The following is a 14,138-nucleotide window of genomic DNA, read 5'->3' as shown; positions in this document are numbered from 1 at the left end:
ATTCGGCTCTGCACCGGCCGACTCGGTTGTGCACGGGCCGACTCGACAGTGCGACCAGCGAGCCGACAGTGCGGCCACGGTGCTGTTTCGGCCGAATCCGCGCAGCAGCCGCACTTTCGACGCCGTACACGCAGACCCACCGCGACAGCCGCACACCCCCGCGACAGCCGCACACCCCCCGCGACAGCCACCCTCCGGCGCGGCTGGGGCAGGCTGAACATGTGACACCCGCCCTGGAACTGCTGCTCGGCCCGCAGGCCGCCGAGGTGCTGGCCGCCGCGATCGCGGAGTACCGCGGCGAACTCACCGCGCTCGCACCGGTCAACGTCCACGTCCAACCGAGCGGTGCGGTCGCGGTGCGCTACCGCGCCGAGGTGCACCGCGGCGACGGCCGCCGCAGCATGGAGATGCTGGTCGCCACCACGGCCGACCGGATTCCACCGGGCGCGACCGTGGTCGCCGGGGAGCACCGCGGTCAACCCGTCGAGGTGGGGGTCTGGCGCTGGCCGCAGGACCCCGCGCTGCCCGGCCTCGACTTCGTGCGGGATCCGGCACGGGCCGCGGCCGCGCTGCGGGACCACGGCCTGACCACCGCGCCGGCCGTGCGGATGACGGTGCGCGGCTACCGGCCCGGCCGGCGTGCGGTCATCGAACTCCGCGATGGGCAGCGCAGATGGTTCGTCAAGGTGGTGCGGCCCGCGGCGGCCCGGGCCCTGATCGACCGGCATGAGCTGCTCAGCGCCCACGTTCCGGTGCCGCCGGTGCTGCTGTCCACCGACGACGGCGTGCTCGTCCTCCCGGAAGCGCCCGGCACCCCGTTGCGCACCCTGATCGCCGACGACGCCGCACTGCCCACCCCCGACACCCTGGCGGCACTGCTCGACGCGCTGCCGACCGAGCTGTCGGAACTTCCGCGCCGGCGCACCCAGCTGCAGGGCGCCGCCGACAGCGCCGCGATCCTGCGCCAGACCACCGCGGGGCGAGACGACCTGCTCGGCATGGTCGACGAGGTGGCCGATCGGCTGCGGACGGCCCCGCCGCATTCGGCCCCGACGGTGCCGGTTCACGGGGACTTCTACGAGGGGCAACTCCTCGCCGACGGGGGCCGCGTCACCGGCCTGCTCGATGTGGACACCGCCGGCCCCGGCGAGCGCGCCGACGACTGGGCCACGCTCATCGGCCACCTGGTGGTCGCCGCCCACACATATCCGGCCGCCGACCGGTACGCCCAAGCGGTCCTCGACCACGCCGACCGCCGTCACGACGGCGCCGACCTGCGCCGACGCGTCGCCGCCGTGCTGCTGGGCCTGGCCACCGGCCCGTTTCGCACCCAGCATCCGCACTGGGCCGACGCCACCGCGACGCGGCTCGAGCTGGCGCGGCGCTGGCTGGCCCAGGCTGAATGACGCCGATGCGCTCGATGAGAAATCGCTCATCTTCGGCTCCCCGATCCCTCATCTGCGCGCGCGATGGTGGACAAGTCGGGGGGTAGACGGACGAGTGAAGGAGAGACACATGACGCGACCCGCAACGTGGAAGGTCGTCACGGTCGGGGCGGCGCTGACCGGCCTCGGCGTGCTGGGCGCCGGCGCCGCGCACGGCGCCACCGAGGCCGCCCCGGCGGCGGTCGGCCCCGCGGTGGAGGCTCCCGAGGTCGACTGGGCCACCGCGTTCGACGCCGACAGCCCGGATTCGTCCTACGTCGCGATGGACGACACCTGGTGGGACGATTCCTGGGATGACAGCTGGGACGACACCCCGTAGCCCCGGGACGGTCCGACGCCCGCCACCTTCCGGTGGCGGGCGTTTCGTTGGGTCCGGGGCTGGGCTCTCAGGGCAGCTCTTCGAGCCGGTACCCCATGCCGCGGACGGTCACGAACCGCTCCGCCCCCAGCTTGCGCCGCAGATACCGCACGTAGACGTCGACCACATTGGAGCCAGGGTCGAAGTCATAACCCCACACCCGGCTGAGCAGCTGTTCGCGCGACAGCACCTGGCCGGGGTGGCGCATGAACGTCTCCGCCAGCGCGAACTCCCGCGCGGACAGGTCCACGGTCTTGTCCCCCACCTTCGCGCGCCGGGTGCGTAGGTCCAATTGCATTCCGCCGCAGGTCAATACGGTCAGTTCGGCGGAGCGTTCGGTGGTCAACCGCAACCGGATGCGGGCCAGCAGTTCCTCGAACCGGAACGGTTTGGGCATGTAGTCGTCGGCGCCGCCCTCCAGCCCGGCGACGGTGTCCTCCACACTGTCGCGGGCGGTGAGCACGATCACCGGAATCTGGTTGCCGTCCTCACGCAGTTTGCGCAGCACGGTGAAACCGTCCATTGAGGGCAGGCCGATGTCGAGCACCATCAGGTCGAAACCGCCGGTCATCGCGTAGTCGTATCCGGTCGGCCCGTCGGTCACGGTGGTGGCGGTGAAACCGTTGGCGGACAACCCTTTCTCGATGAACGACGAGATGCGTGGCTCGTCTTCGACGATCAGGATGCGGGCCATGGCGCCTCCAGTACGGCCGGGATGGTGATGGTGAAGGTGGATCCGCGGCCGACGACGGTGTCCAGGTCGACGTGGCCGCCGTGCGCCCCGGCGATGGCGCGGACGATCGACAGGCCCAGGCCGGCGCCGTCGGACCGCTGACCGCCGGCGCTGCCGCGGGCGAACCGTTCGAAGATGCGGTCCCGGTCGGCGTCGCTCACCCCCGGTCCGGAATCCGACACCCAGAACCGCAACCAGCCGTCGTACAGGCCGGAGCCCACGGCGATCCAGTCGCCGTCGCGGGTGTAGCGGCAGGCGTTGTCGGCCAACGCGATCAGCGCCTGGGTGATGCGTTGGGCGTCGAGCACCGCGGTCACCTCGGCGACCGACTGCAGCTGATAGTCGCGGTCACCGAGTTGCACCACCTTGTCGAAGATGGCCCGGGTGAGCGCCCCGATGTCGGTGGGCTCGGGGGTGAGGAACGTCGGCTGCTCGGAGCGAGCCAGCAGCAGCAGATCGGTGACCATCCGGTTCATCCGCACCAGCTCGTCGTCGACCAGCGCGACCGTGGAGCGCACATCGTCGGGATCGTCGGGGTCGAGCACCTCGAGGTGGCCGCGCACGATGGTGATCGGGGTGCGCAGTTCGTGGCCGGCGTCGTCGATGAACCGGCGCTGCGCGGACACCCCGGCCTCGATCCGGTCCAGCATGCCGTTGATGGTGCGGACCAGCGAATCCATCTCGTCGCCCTCGCCGCGCGACGGGATGCGCCGCGACAGGTCGGTGTCGGTGATGGTGCGGGCGGTGTCGGCGACGTCGCGCAGCGGTCGCAGGATGCGGCCCGCCACCAGCCAGGCCGCGCCGATCGCGCCGAACAGCGTGGCGGCCCCGACCAGCAGCATCAACCGGGCGGCGTCGTCGGCGGCGGCGCGTTCGGCGTCCCCGAGGTAGGCGGCGACGATCACACCCTGCGCCGGGTCGCCGGCCATGGTCACCGGGATGGCCAGGTAGCGGACCTCACCGACCTCGGGGTGGTCGTAGCTGCCCTCGACCGGTTCGGTGACCGTGGCGACCCGTTCGGTGAACGCGTCGTCGCCGGCCAGGACCTCGGGAAACCCGGGCTCCTGGCGGCTCTGGGTGTGATATTCGCCGTCCACATAGCCGAGGAACTTCTCGTTCGGGCGGGCCAGGTTGTAGGCAATGGCCTCCCGGATCACCTCGGCGACGCCGGTGAAGGGCGCGCCGGTGCGCGGGTTGAGGCCGGAGGCGGTGAGCTCCTCGAACTCGTCGACCTCGATGTGCAGCGCCTCATCCATCCGGGCGTCGATCGAGCTGACCATCAACCGCCAGGTGGTGAGGGTGACCACCCCCAGCGCGACCATGACCAGCAGCAACACCCAGCCGATGATGCGGGTGCGGGCCGCCGACGGCAGCAGCCGCCGCCAGCGCGGGCGGCCGCTGGGAGACGGGGGCTCGGAGGTCATGTCGCGTCCTGGATACCCGCCGCCCGGTGCGGGCTCAAGCCGGGGCTCAGTCGTCGTCCCAGTCTCCCTCGTCCCAGTCTCCCTCGTCCCAGGTGTCGTCCCACGTGTCGTCCCAGGTGTCGTCGGCGGCGTCATCCGCCCATTCACCCTGCCAGCCGCCGGTCTGGTCGGGGCGGGGCTCGCTGATCGTGAACCCGGCACGTTCGTCGGGCCGCAACGCCGGCGGAGGGGCGGGGAGCGGATCGGCCGGCGGCAACGGCGTGGCGGAGTCGTCTGCGGATGACGACCCGGTGGCCTCGCGGGCACCCGGTGTCTCGACGACGATCGGGGTCAGCGGGTCCCGGTCCGGCGTCGAACCGGCCGACATCACGGTGGCCGTCACCACGCCGACGGCCACTCCACCCGCGGCCAACGCCGCCACCGCTGAGGCACGCATGTGTCCCAGGGTGGACGGCCGCGGTGGTGCCCGGATGAGAGGTGGATGAGAACGCTCTCATCCGGCCGGGCGGACACGCCCGGCACGCGTCAGAACGCCGCCTCGGGGAGTTCCATGATCGACCGGTCGACCGATTCGACCATGGTCCGCTCGGCCGACAGCCGCGGCAGCACGTTGCGGGCGAAGAACCTCGCCGCCGCCACCTTGCCGACATAGAAGTGCCGCTCGGCGTCGGCGACGTCACCGTCGAGCGCGGCGAGCGCGATCTCGGCGTGCCACAGCAGCAGCCAGCCGATCAGCAGATCGCCGGCGGCGAGCAGGAACCGCACCGATTCCAGCCCGATGCGGTACAGCTCCTCGGGCGTCTCCTGCGACTTCATCAGATATCCGGTCAGCGCGGCGACCATGGCCTGCGCGTCGGACAGCGCGGCGGCCAGCAGGGCGCGCTCATCGGCCAGTTCCGGCCGCGCGGTGTCGCTGTCGATGAAGGCCTGGATCTGGCCGACCACATGGGTCAGCGCCACCCCCTGGTCCCGGGCGATCTTGCGGAAGAAGAAGTCCTGCGCCTGGATGGCGGTGGTGCCCTCGTACAGCGAGTCGATCTTGGCGTCGCGGATGTACTGCTCGATCGGGTAATCCTGCAGATAACCCGAACCGCCCAGGGTCTGCAGGGACTCGGTCAGGCACTCGTAGGCGCGTTCGGAGCCGACCCCCTTGACGATCGGCAGCAGCAGGTCGTTGACCCGTTCGGCCAGATCGGCGTCGGCGCCGGAGACGATCGACGCCACGGTCGGATCCTGGTACGCCGCGGTGTACAGGTACAGCGCCCGCAGCCCCTCCGCGTAGGTCTTCTGCACCATCAGCGCACGACGCACGTCCGGATGGTGGATGATCGTGACCCGCGGCGCGGTCTTGTCGGTCATCTGGGTCATGTCCGCGCCCTGCACCCGGGTCTTGGCGTACTCCAACGCGTTCAGGTAGCCGGTGGACAGTGTGGCGATCGCCTTGGTGCCCACGAACATTCGCGCATACTCGATGACCTTGAACATCTGCCGGATGCCGTCGTGCACGTCACCGACCAGCCACCCCACCGCCGGCACCCCGTGCTGGCCGAAGGTGAGCTCGCAGGTGGCCGACGCCTTGAGCCCCATCTTGTGTTCCAGGCCGGTGACGAACACCCCGTTGCGTTCGCCGATCTCACCGGTGTCCGGGTCGAAGTGGTACTTCGGCACGTAGAACAGCGACAGCCCCTTGGTGCCGGGCCCGGCGCCCTCCGGGCGGGCCAGCACCAGGTGCTGGATGTTCTCGAACAGGTCGTCGGTGTCGCCGTTGGTGATGAACCGTTTGACCCCGTCGATGTGCCAGGTGCCGTCGGGCTGCTGGACCGCCTTGGTGCGGCCGGCGCCGACATCCGAACCCGCGTCAGGCTCGGTGAGCACCATGGTGGCGCCCCAGCCGCGCTCCACGGCCAACTGGGCCCAGTGCCGCTGCTGCTCGTTGCCGATGCCGTAGACGATGTTGGCCATGATCGGGCCGGCCATGTACATGAACACGGCGGGGTTGGCGCCCAGCACGAACTCGTTGATCGCCCAGGAGACCACCGCGGGGGCGGGCACACCGCCCACGTCCTCGCGCAGCCCCACCCGGAACCACTCGCCCTGCTGCCAGGCCCGCAGCGACTCCTTGAACGGCTCCGGCAGCTGCACGGTGTGGGCCTCCGGATCGAACGTGGGCGGATGGCGGTCGGCTTCGGCGAACGACTCGGCCACCGGGCCTTCGGCCAGGCGCGCCGCCTCGGACAGCATCTGCCGCACGGAGTCGCCGTCGAGGTCACCGAACTTGCCGGTGGCCAACGCCTTCTCCAGACTCAGCACCTCGAACAGGTTGAATTCGAGGTCACGCACATTGCTCTTGTAGTGGCCCATCGCTCGCATCCTTCGATCCGGCTATACCGAGCGTAGTTCTCGACGGCGCTTCCGGTGCGTACTCTCCCACACACCGCACCGTTGCCGTGAAGGTCCGACGCTACGAGCCGGCCGACCTCGACCACCGGGCACACAGGAACTCCCCGTTCACCCCGCTGTCGACCAACGTCCATTCCGAACGCTGCGGCAGCACCGGCGCGCCGGCGCCCAGGGTGCAGGGGGCGTATCCGATGATGACGTCGTCGACCAGGCCGGCGGCCACGAACTGGGCGGCCACCTCCCCGCCGCCGACCACCCACACATCCTTGTCCCCGGCGGCCCGCACCAGTTCGGGGTGCAGTTCGGCGACGTCACCGCTGAAGGTCCGCACCGGGTGCGCTTCGGCGATGATCTGCGGGCGGTGGGTCAGCACCCAGGACGGTTGCTCATGCATCCACTCGCCGGGCTGGTTACGCAGCACCCATTCGTAGGTGGCGGCCCCCATCACCACCGCGCCGACCGAGTCCGCGAAGGCCCGGTATCCGAACGGTCCGTCCGGGTCGATGTCACGGGTGACCAGCCAGTCCAGGCTGTCATGGTCGTCGACGATGAAGCCGTCCAGGCTCGCCGCGGTGAAATACACAGTGGCCATGATCAATTGCTCCTCATCCAGGCCAGGGGGTCGCCGTGATGGGTGCGCACACCGTGGTGGGCCAGCATGGCGCGGGCCAGGCCGCGGCGCAGCGCGGAGAAGGTCAGTACGTGGGCGATGATGCCGTACAACGGAAACGATTCCGGTGGATCGCACAACGCGTCGATCACCGTGTCGCCCAACTTCCCTGCCGCCGAGCAGCTCTGCACCATCTCGATCCAGCGGGCACCGACGTCGCGGTGGTGGTCACGCAGCGCTGAAGGCGGAAGGTGTTGGCGGGTAGGAAAATCCGCTCCCTCAATGGTGGCCAGCCACACCTGTTTGGTCCACACGATCGCGCCCAGCACCGCTCCCACGCTGGGCTCCGGGCCGTCCCACGCGAGCACCTGCTGCCCGGGGGAGATCTCCTCCGCCCATTGCCGATCCGTTAGCGTGCAGGCGCATTCGAGCAGGTAGTCGGTGTCGGCGACGTCGTGGTCCACCAGCACGGCCGAGATCTCGGGCACCGAGCCGGCCGGGGCTCCTCGGCTGCCGGGGCCGTCCACCCACAACGCATGCGGTGGGTGGAAATGCACCCCGTTCGGGGCGGGTAACAGGTAATGCACCTCGGCGACCCGCGACGGCGGCACCCCGAAGGCCCGCCGGAACGCCCGGGAGAACACCTCGGCCGACGACCATCCCTCCGCGGCGGCCACCGCCGACACCGACTCGCCGCGCTGCAACCGCCACGCCGCCCGTTCCAGCATCACCCGTCGGCGCATCGCCGCGGGTGGTTCGCCGGCCAGTCGGCGGACCTCGCGGGAGAAGTGGAACTCCGAGAAATGGCTGCTGCGCGCCATCGACTCGACATCGGTGTTGGCGGCGTCGACGACCGCGTCGAGCAGTTCACGCAACCGGTCCCGTCCGGTGAGGGCTTGCTCGCTCACGAGAACCGAGTATGGCGGTGCCGCCGGAGGCCGGCCATGACTTTTCCTGCGGGACCTCCCCTGCCGGCTGGCGGCCGGCCCACGGCCCAGGGATCACGGCCCACGGCTCCACGGCCCACGGCGCAACGCCAAAGATTGCGTCCAGGGCTGTGATCGGGCCGCAGCCACAGCCCTGGCTGCAAAATCCCGCCCGGTGCACGGCCAGTTGCCGCCCGCGCAGGTTGATCCGGGCGTCATCGGTGACGATCGCGCGACAGCCCGCTGATGAACGTCGAGCCGGGATACGTCGACACGTACCAGCTGGCGACCAGCCGGCGACCTCGGTGTCGATCCGATGCCGGGGCGTGGCGGTGAACAGATGCAGCGGCTCCCACGTATCCCGGATGCGGGTCTCCAGCCGATGGCCGTCGGCGAGTCGCCCCAGCCGGTTCGGTTCGTGCCGGCTGGGCTGGGTGAGGCCGGGCTGCAGCCGCAGCGGCGCGGTGGTGATCCGGCCCCAGGTCATCGCGCGGGTGTCCGCCCGGTCAGGTCCCGGTCCAGTTCGGCGCGCGCTTCTCGGCGAATGCGATCGCGCCCTCCTTGGCGTCGTTGGAGCTGAACACCGGCGCCATCAACTTGCCCTGTTCGGCGAACATGGTGTCCGGGGTCCACTTCTTGGACTCGATGATGATCCGCTTGGTGGTCGCCACCGCCAGCGGTCCGTTGGCGGCGATCCGCTCGGCCAGCTCGATCGCGCCGTCCAGCGCAGCGCCCGGCTCGGTCAGCGCATTGACCAGGCCCAGGTCGTGGGCCCGTTCGGCGGGCAGGATGTCGCCGGTGAGCGCCAGCTCCATGGCGATCGAGTACGGGATGCGTTCCGGCAGCCGCAGCAGCCCGCCGCCACCGGCGACCAGGCCGCGCTTGACCTCCGGGATGCCGAACGCCGACTCCCGCGACGCCACGATCATGTCGGCGGCCAGCGCCAGTTCGGTGCCGCCGGCCAGCGCGTAGCCCTCCACCGCGGCGATCAGCGGCTTGGCCGGGGGCTTCTCGGTGTAGCCCAGTCCGCGGCCCTCGACCACCGGGAACTCGCCGCGGGCGAACGCCTTGAGGTCCATCCCGGCGGAGAACGAGCCACCGGCGCCGGTCACGATGCCGACCGACAGCCCCTTGTCGTCGTCGAGACGGTCCATCGCGGCGGCCAGACCCTGCGCGACCGCGAGGTTCACCGCGTTCTTGGCCTCCGGCCGGTTGATGGTGATGATCAGGATGCGGCCCCGTTGTTCGACGAGGACCGGGTTGTCGCTGCTGCCTTGTTCAGTCACGACGGTGATGCTAACCACCAGTCGGCCGGTCCGGGGGCGTCGCTGGGTAACATCGCAGACTGGAACACGTTGCAGAGCGCGGCGTGGCAGGTCCTAGGGGGACGCGTTGAGCCCGACCGACATCGAGCCGTCCGAGATCGCCAAGTGGGATCCTGACCTCACCGAACGCGTGATGGGTCTGCTGCGGCCGCTCATCAAGGGCTACCACCGCGCGGAGATCCGCGGCCTGGACACCTTTCCCCACGGCGGTGCGCTGGTGGTGTCGAACCATTCGGGCGGTCTGTTCCCGATGGACGTCCCGGTGTTCGCCACCGGGTTCTACGAGAGGTTCGGCTACGACCGGCCGGTGTACACGCTGTCGCACGACATCCTGCTCACCGGCCCCACCGCCGACTTCTTCATCCGCACCGGCTTCATCCGCGCCAACCACGACAACGCCGACGAGGCGCTGCGGTCCGGCGGGGTGGTGATCGTCTTCCCCGGTGGGGACTACGACGTGTACCGGCCCACGTTCGCCCAGCACAAGATCGACTTCGACGGGCGCACCGGTTATGTGCGGGCCGCGCTCAACGCCGGGGTGCCGATCGTGCCGACCGTCGCGGTCGGCGGTCAGGAGAGTCAGCTGTTCCTGTCCCGCGGTGAGTCGCTGGCGCGGCTGCTGCGGCTGGACAAGCTGATGCGGGTGAAGATCCTGCCGATCTCGTTCGGGTTTCCGTGGGGGTTGTCGGCCGTCGTCCCGGTCAATGTGCCGTTGCCGACGAAGATCGTCATGCAGGTGCTGCCGCCGATCGACATCGAGGCCGAGTTCGGCCCGGATCCCGACATCGACGAGGTCGATGCGCATGTCCGGCGCACGATGCAACGTGCGCTGGACGAGTTGGCCGCCGAACGTCGTCTCCCGGTGCTCGGCTGACCGTGGCCGTCCGCAAGCGCCGACCGCTGCTGCGCGCCGCCGCCGAGTTGGCCAACGCCGCCAACGGGGTGCGGCCGCTGGGCCGGGAGGGCTACATCACCATCCCGGCGTTCGCGTTCGGCTGGCCGACCAGCGAGGCGGCGCCGCTGTACCTGCTGGCCTCGGTACTGGATGCGCTGCGCCGCGGGCTGCGCGGCGACTTCTCCGGCGCCCGCGGCCGGATCGCGTTGCTGCTCACCGGGGTCACCTGGGCGCTGCTCGGGCTGTTGATGTACCGCAACGTGCGTTCGGAACGGTATTTCGAGGCCGGGTTGCGCGAGACCCTCGGCGACGACTACGAGACCGTCGCGGACCGGTCGCAGCCGGCCCGGCAACTGCGCCGCCGCGGCATCGTCGGCACGTCGCTGTCCCGCCGCCGGTATGTCCAGCGGCACAGCGTCGTCCGGTACGGCCCGCACGGCAACGCCAACCTGGCCGACATCTGGCGCCGCAGCGATCTGCCGCCCGATGCCAAAGCTCCTGTGCTGCTGCAGGTTCCGGGTGGCGCCTGGTCGATCGGGATGCGCCGGCCGCAGGCGTATCCGCTGTTGAGCCGGCTGGCCGAGCGGGGCTGGGTGTGCGTGTCGATCGCCTACCGGGTCAGCCCGCGGCACACCTGGCCGGACCACATCGTCGATGTCAAACGGGCGCTGGCGTGGATCAAGGAGAACATCGCCGACTACGGCGGTGATCCGGATCAGGTGTCGATCACCGGCGGGTCGGCCGGCGGCCATCTGACTGCGCTGGCCGCGTTGACCCAGAACGATCCGGTGTGGCAGCCCGGATTCGAGGACGCCGACACCTCGGTGGTCGCCGCGGTGCCGATCTACGGCCGTTACGACTGGTACAGCAGCACCGGGCCGGGCCGCCGCGAGTTCATCTACTTCCTGCAGCGGCTGGTGGTCAAGAAGCGGATCACCGAGAACCGGCAGATCTATCTCGACGCCTCCCCCATCCGGCACGTGCGTGCGGACGCGCCGCCGTTCTTCGTGCTGCACGGGGTGGACGATTCGATCATCCCGGTGGGTGAGGCGCGGGAGTTCGTCGAGGCGTTGCGGGCGGTGTCGACGGCGCCGGTGGCGTACGTCGAGGTGCCGCACGCCCAGCACGCGTTCGACTTCTTCGGCTCACCGCGCGGGCATTACACCGCCGAGGCGGTGGAGACCTTCCTGTCCTGGGTGCAGGCCACCCGGCGCTGAGGTACCGTGTGCGTCAACGCGCCATCGCGGTCTCGACGACCGTAAGCTCCCCGGGAAGCCCTGCGGCACCGCGGATCTCGATGAACTCACCGACCATCGCGTCGGTGACCTCGTGCGGGTCGTCGAAGGTGCTGCCGTCGGACAGCACCGAGATGTTGAGCTGGTCGACGTAACTCCACACGGTGATGTTCAGCCCGCTGGCGGCGGTCAGCGGCCCCACCGAGTAGATCTCGGTGACCAGCGCACCGCCGACCCGGCCACGTTCCTTGGGGCCCATCACATTCGACACGGTGAGATTCTGGATCTTGTTCTGCCCGTCGATGCGGGACAGCCAGCCGAACAACCGTTCCGCGGGCGCCGGTGGAAGGTACTGCGACCAGCGGCTGATCAGTTCCGGGCCGATGAGCTGGTGGCTCTCCTTGGCCAGCAGTGCCGCGTCGCGGGTGGCCCGGATCCGGTCGAGCGGTTCGGCGGTGTCGACGGGCAGCGCGACGAGCATGCCGGTGAAGTAGTTGCCGCAGATGCGGTCCGGGGAGAAGTCGAAGCTCACCGGCACCGACGCCAGCAACGGATGGTCGGCGTGACCGTCATAGCGCAGCAGCAGTTTCCGCAACGCCCCGGCCGACAGCGCCAACACCAGGTCGTTGATGGTGACGCCGAGGTGCCTGCTGGTGGCCTTGACGTCGGACAGCGCCAGGGTCGCGGTGGCGAAGGTGCGGGTGGCGTCGATCTTGTGGTTGAGGAATGTCGGCGGCGGGGTGAACGGCCGGGTCAGCTCGGGCGAGAGCTTGCGGGTGCTGCGGTGCACCCGGCGCAGTCCGTCATAGGTGTAGCGCATCACCGACGGGATCCGGCCGATCTGGCGCAGGTGGTCGACGAACGCCGTGCGCACCAGGTGCGAGCGTCCCGGCGGCGGATCGGTGCGGTAGAAGGTGTGGTCACGTTGCGGTCCGGGTTGCAGATCCATCCCACGGGCCATGAGGTTGCCCGATGCCACTCCGTCGGCCAGGGCGTGGTGGATCTTGCCGACCACCGCGACCCGGCCGTTCGCCAGCCCCTCGACAAAGTACATCTCCCACAACGGATATCGGCGATCCAACGGGGTGCTGGCGATCCGGCCCACCGCTTCGTCGAGTTCGCGGCGGCCGCCGGGCGGGTCCACCCGCATGCCCCGGATGTGGTGGTCGAGGTCCACCTCGCAGTTCTCCCGCCACATCGGATGGTGGAATTTGAACGGGATCTCGACCAGCTGGTAGCGGAACGGATCGAGTTTGTACAGCCGCGAGGCGATGACCTTGCGGAAGTCCTCGAGGCCGAACGGGTGGGTGACGTCGGACAGGTCGATCACCGCCACCTTCAGGGTGTGCATGTGCACATTCGGTGTCTCGCTGTACAGCAGGACCGCGTCCCAACCCTGAAGCCGTTTCACCGCTGAATCCTCCTCCCCGGTGGCCGGCCGAGCAGCATCATCCGACGGCGCGGCCGCGCACCCGGCTCCGGTTGCGCTGGACGTGGTCGAGGAACAGGCCGACGGCCGTCGCCGCCGAGCCGGTGCGGGCGCCGTCGAGCAGGTCGAATCCGTGCCCGGCGCCGGGCAGTTCGAGGTAGCTGACCGCCGATCGGGACACCGAGCGCAGCCGGTCGGCGAAGTCACGGGCCTGCCGGACCGGGATCACGGTGTCGGCGCTGCCGTGCACGAGGAGAAACGGCGGTGCATCGCCGTGCACCCGGTGCATCGGGGAGGCCCGGTGGAACACCTCCGGATGCCGGTCCAGCCGCTTGCGGACCACCACCCGTTCCAGGAAGTCGAGGAACCGCACCCGCTCGGCGGTGGACCGGTCCACCCAGTCGTACCGGCCGTAGACACCCACCACCGCGTCCACCGAGGTGTCCGACCCCTCCGGCAGCTCGGTCTGCATGTCCGGGTCGTTCTCGGTGAGACCGGCCAGCGCGGCGAGGTGGCCACCGGCCGAGCAGCCCGCCACCGCAACGAAATCGCGGTCGCCGCCGAACTTGTCGACGTTGGCGCGGGCCCATGCGATCGCGGTCTTGACATCGGTGAGGTGGGCCGGCCAGGGGTGTTGCGGGGCCACCCGGTAGTCGATCGACAGGCACACCCAGCCCTGTTCGGCGAGGTGCGACAACAGGGCGTAGCCCTGCAGCATCCGGCTGCCGTGCACCCAGGCGCCGCCCGGCACGAAGATCAGCACCGGAGCCGGTTGCGCCGGAAGGTCTTTGCGCCGCCACACATCGAGCACGTTCTCGGTGTGATCGCCGTAGCGCACCGCACCGCGGTACAGGTGGCGACGGTGCTGCAGCATCCGCCACAGCGGCGGGACACGGTCGGGTGCGGGCCAGTCCAGGGCAGAACCGGCCGAGCCGGACGAGACTTCTGAGGCGCCCGGGGCAGCTGGGTCCGCCGGGAGCAGCCCGCGCAGCGCCTGCCGCGACACCTCGTTGGTCATCTCGCGCTGCCGGCGACGCAGCTCGGCGCTGCCGGGAGCGAGCCACGACTTAACTGTCGCCCCAACGAAATCCGGAAGGTGCCGGAAACCCCAGAGGCTCATCGCGGCCGCCGACCCGAGCGGTTCGAGATGCCTGCCCACGATCGGCAGCGAGCCCGAGGCGGCGCTGAGGGCCAGCAGGTGGTCGGCCGGCCCGGCGCGCAGCAGCCGGCGGGCGCACAGCCACGCGGAGGAACCCCCGTCCGGACGTACCGTCATTGCGCGAATGTACCCCGTCCGGCGGTCCCCGAACCGCACATCCTCAAAGGTTTGCCGGACGCGCCGCAACCGGTGCGGCGAT

14 protein-coding genes are annotated in these 14,138 nt (G+C 70.2%); 4 read left to right on the top strand and 10 right to left on the bottom strand.

Annotated elements, in window-relative coordinates; all coding sequences use genetic code 11:
- Positions 1-221 precede the first annotated feature (221 nt).
- A complete protein-coding gene (locus tag CKW28_RS01140) occupies positions 222-1,406 on the top strand; it encodes a phosphotransferase family protein (protein WP_003924466.1) in 1,185 nt (394 codons plus the stop codon).
- A gap of 109 nt (positions 1,407-1,515) precedes the next feature.
- A complete protein-coding gene (locus CKW28_RS01135) occupies positions 1,516-1,764 on the top strand; it encodes a hypothetical protein (RefSeq protein WP_003924467.1) in 249 nt (82 codons plus the stop codon).
- 67 nt (positions 1,765-1,831) lie between these two features.
- Here CKW28_RS01135 and CKW28_RS01130 read toward each other — a convergent pair whose 3' ends face one another.
- From CKW28_RS01130 to CKW28_RS01100, 8 genes are all read right to left on the bottom strand, one after another.
- Positions 1,832-2,497, bottom strand: a complete 666-nt coding sequence (locus CKW28_RS01130) for a response regulator transcription factor (protein ID WP_003924468.1) — start codon at positions 2,495-2,497, stop codon at positions 1,832-1,834.
- The gene (locus tag CKW28_RS01125) at positions 2,482-3,960 is read right to left on the bottom strand and encodes a sensor histidine kinase (RefSeq protein WP_003924469.1); all 1,479 of its coding nucleotides are present in this window, start codon (positions 3,958-3,960) and stop codon (positions 2,482-2,484) included. Before CKW28_RS01125 ends, CKW28_RS01130 begins: the two co-directional genes overlap by 16 nt.
- Before the next feature lie 46 nt (positions 3,961-4,006).
- Entirely contained in the window at positions 4,007-4,396 is a 390-nt protein-coding gene (locus CKW28_RS01120) for a hypothetical protein (protein ID WP_131588012.1), read from the bottom strand.
- 89 nt (positions 4,397-4,485) lie between these two features.
- A complete protein-coding gene (locus CKW28_RS01115) occupies positions 4,486-6,321 on the bottom strand; it encodes an acyl-CoA dehydrogenase (RefSeq protein WP_003924471.1) in 1,836 nt (611 codons plus the stop codon).
- A gap of 100 nt (positions 6,322-6,421) precedes the next feature.
- On the bottom strand, positions 6,422-6,952 hold the full coding sequence (locus tag CKW28_RS01110; protein WP_003924472.1) for a dihydrofolate reductase family protein: 531 nt from the start codon (positions 6,950-6,952) through the stop codon (positions 6,422-6,424).
- A gap of 2 nt (positions 6,953-6,954) precedes the next feature.
- Entirely contained in the window at positions 6,955-7,878 is a 924-nt protein-coding gene (locus tag CKW28_RS01105; RefSeq protein ID WP_003924473.1) for a helix-turn-helix domain-containing protein, read from the bottom strand.
- Entirely contained in the window at positions 7,838-8,383 is a 546-nt protein-coding gene (locus CKW28_RS24405; protein ID WP_110844384.1) for an arylamine N-acetyltransferase, read from the bottom strand. The genes CKW28_RS01105 and CKW28_RS24405 overlap by 41 nt, the downstream gene beginning before the upstream one ends.
- Positions 8,384-8,402: 19 nt before the next feature.
- On the bottom strand, positions 8,403-9,191 hold the full coding sequence (locus CKW28_RS01100) for a crotonase/enoyl-CoA hydratase family protein (protein WP_050811912.1): 789 nt from the start codon (positions 9,189-9,191) through the stop codon (positions 8,403-8,405).
- Between the two features lie 163 nt (positions 9,192-9,354).
- Between CKW28_RS01100 and CKW28_RS01095 the strand changes: the two genes are divergently transcribed.
- Both CKW28_RS01095 and CKW28_RS01090 read left to right on the top strand, forming a co-directional pair.
- The gene (locus tag CKW28_RS01095) at positions 9,355-10,095 is read left to right on the top strand and encodes a lysophospholipid acyltransferase family protein (RefSeq protein ID WP_435405819.1); all 741 of its coding nucleotides are present in this window, start codon (positions 9,355-9,357) and stop codon (positions 10,093-10,095) included.
- 2 nt (positions 10,096-10,097) lie between these two features.
- Positions 10,098-11,333 (top strand): alpha/beta hydrolase, encoded by a 1,236-nt coding sequence (locus CKW28_RS01090; RefSeq protein WP_003924476.1) that lies wholly within the window; start codon positions 10,098-10,100, stop codon positions 11,331-11,333.
- Between the two features lie 13 nt (positions 11,334-11,346).
- On the opposite strand, the gene CKW28_RS01085 is transcribed toward CKW28_RS01090, so the two are convergent.
- Both CKW28_RS01085 and CKW28_RS01080 read right to left on the bottom strand, forming a co-directional pair.
- Positions 11,347-12,762, bottom strand: a complete 1,416-nt coding sequence (locus CKW28_RS01085) for a WS/DGAT/MGAT family O-acyltransferase (RefSeq protein ID WP_003924477.1) — start codon at positions 12,760-12,762, stop codon at positions 11,347-11,349.
- 37 nt (positions 12,763-12,799) lie between these two features.
- On the bottom strand, positions 12,800-14,056 hold the full coding sequence (locus tag CKW28_RS01080; protein WP_003924478.1) for an alpha/beta hydrolase: 1,257 nt from the start codon (positions 14,054-14,056) through the stop codon (positions 12,800-12,802).
- Between the last annotated feature and the right edge of the window lie 82 nt (positions 14,057-14,138).

This window comes from Mycolicibacterium thermoresistibile (assembly GCF_900187065.1).
Taxonomy (GTDB): domain Bacteria; phylum Actinomycetota; class Actinomycetes; order Mycobacteriales; family Mycobacteriaceae; genus Mycobacterium; species Mycobacterium thermoresistibile.
Note: the sequence above shows the minus strand (reverse complement) of the source record. Positions and strands in the feature narration are given on the sequence as shown.

Excerpts from the sequence above, each read along its gene's own strand:
- CKW28_RS01135 (WP_003924467.1), top strand. The coding sequence starts at position 1,516 with ATGACGCGACCCGCAACGTGGAAGGTCGTCACGGTCGGGGCGGCGCTG.
- CKW28_RS01130 (WP_003924468.1), bottom strand. The coding sequence starts at position 2,497 with ATGGCCCGCATCCTGATCGTCGAAGACGAGCCACGCATCTCGTCGTTC.
- CKW28_RS01125 (WP_003924469.1), bottom strand. The coding sequence starts at position 3,960 with ATGACCTCCGAGCCCCCGTCTCCCAGCGGCCGCCCGCGCTGGCGGCGG.
- CKW28_RS01120 (WP_131588012.1), bottom strand. The coding sequence starts at position 4,396 with ATGCGTGCCTCAGCGGTGGCGGCGTTGGCCGCGGGTGGAGTGGCCGTC.
- CKW28_RS01115 (WP_003924471.1), bottom strand. The coding sequence starts at position 6,321 with ATGGGCCACTACAAGAGCAATGTGCGTGACCTCGAATTCAACCTGTTC.
- CKW28_RS01110 (WP_003924472.1), bottom strand. The coding sequence starts at position 6,952 with ATGGCCACTGTGTATTTCACCGCGGCGAGCCTGGACGGCTTCATCGTC.
- CKW28_RS24405 (WP_110844384.1), bottom strand. The coding sequence starts at position 8,383 with ATGACCTGGGGCCGGATCACCACCGCGCCGCTGCGGCTGCAGCCCGGC.
- CKW28_RS01095 (WP_435405819.1), top strand. The coding sequence starts at position 9,355 with ATGGGTCTGCTGCGGCCGCTCATCAAGGGCTACCACCGCGCGGAGATC.
- CKW28_RS01080 (WP_003924478.1), bottom strand. The coding sequence starts at position 14,056 with ATGACGGTACGTCCGGACGGGGGTTCCTCCGCGTGGCTGTGCGCCCGC.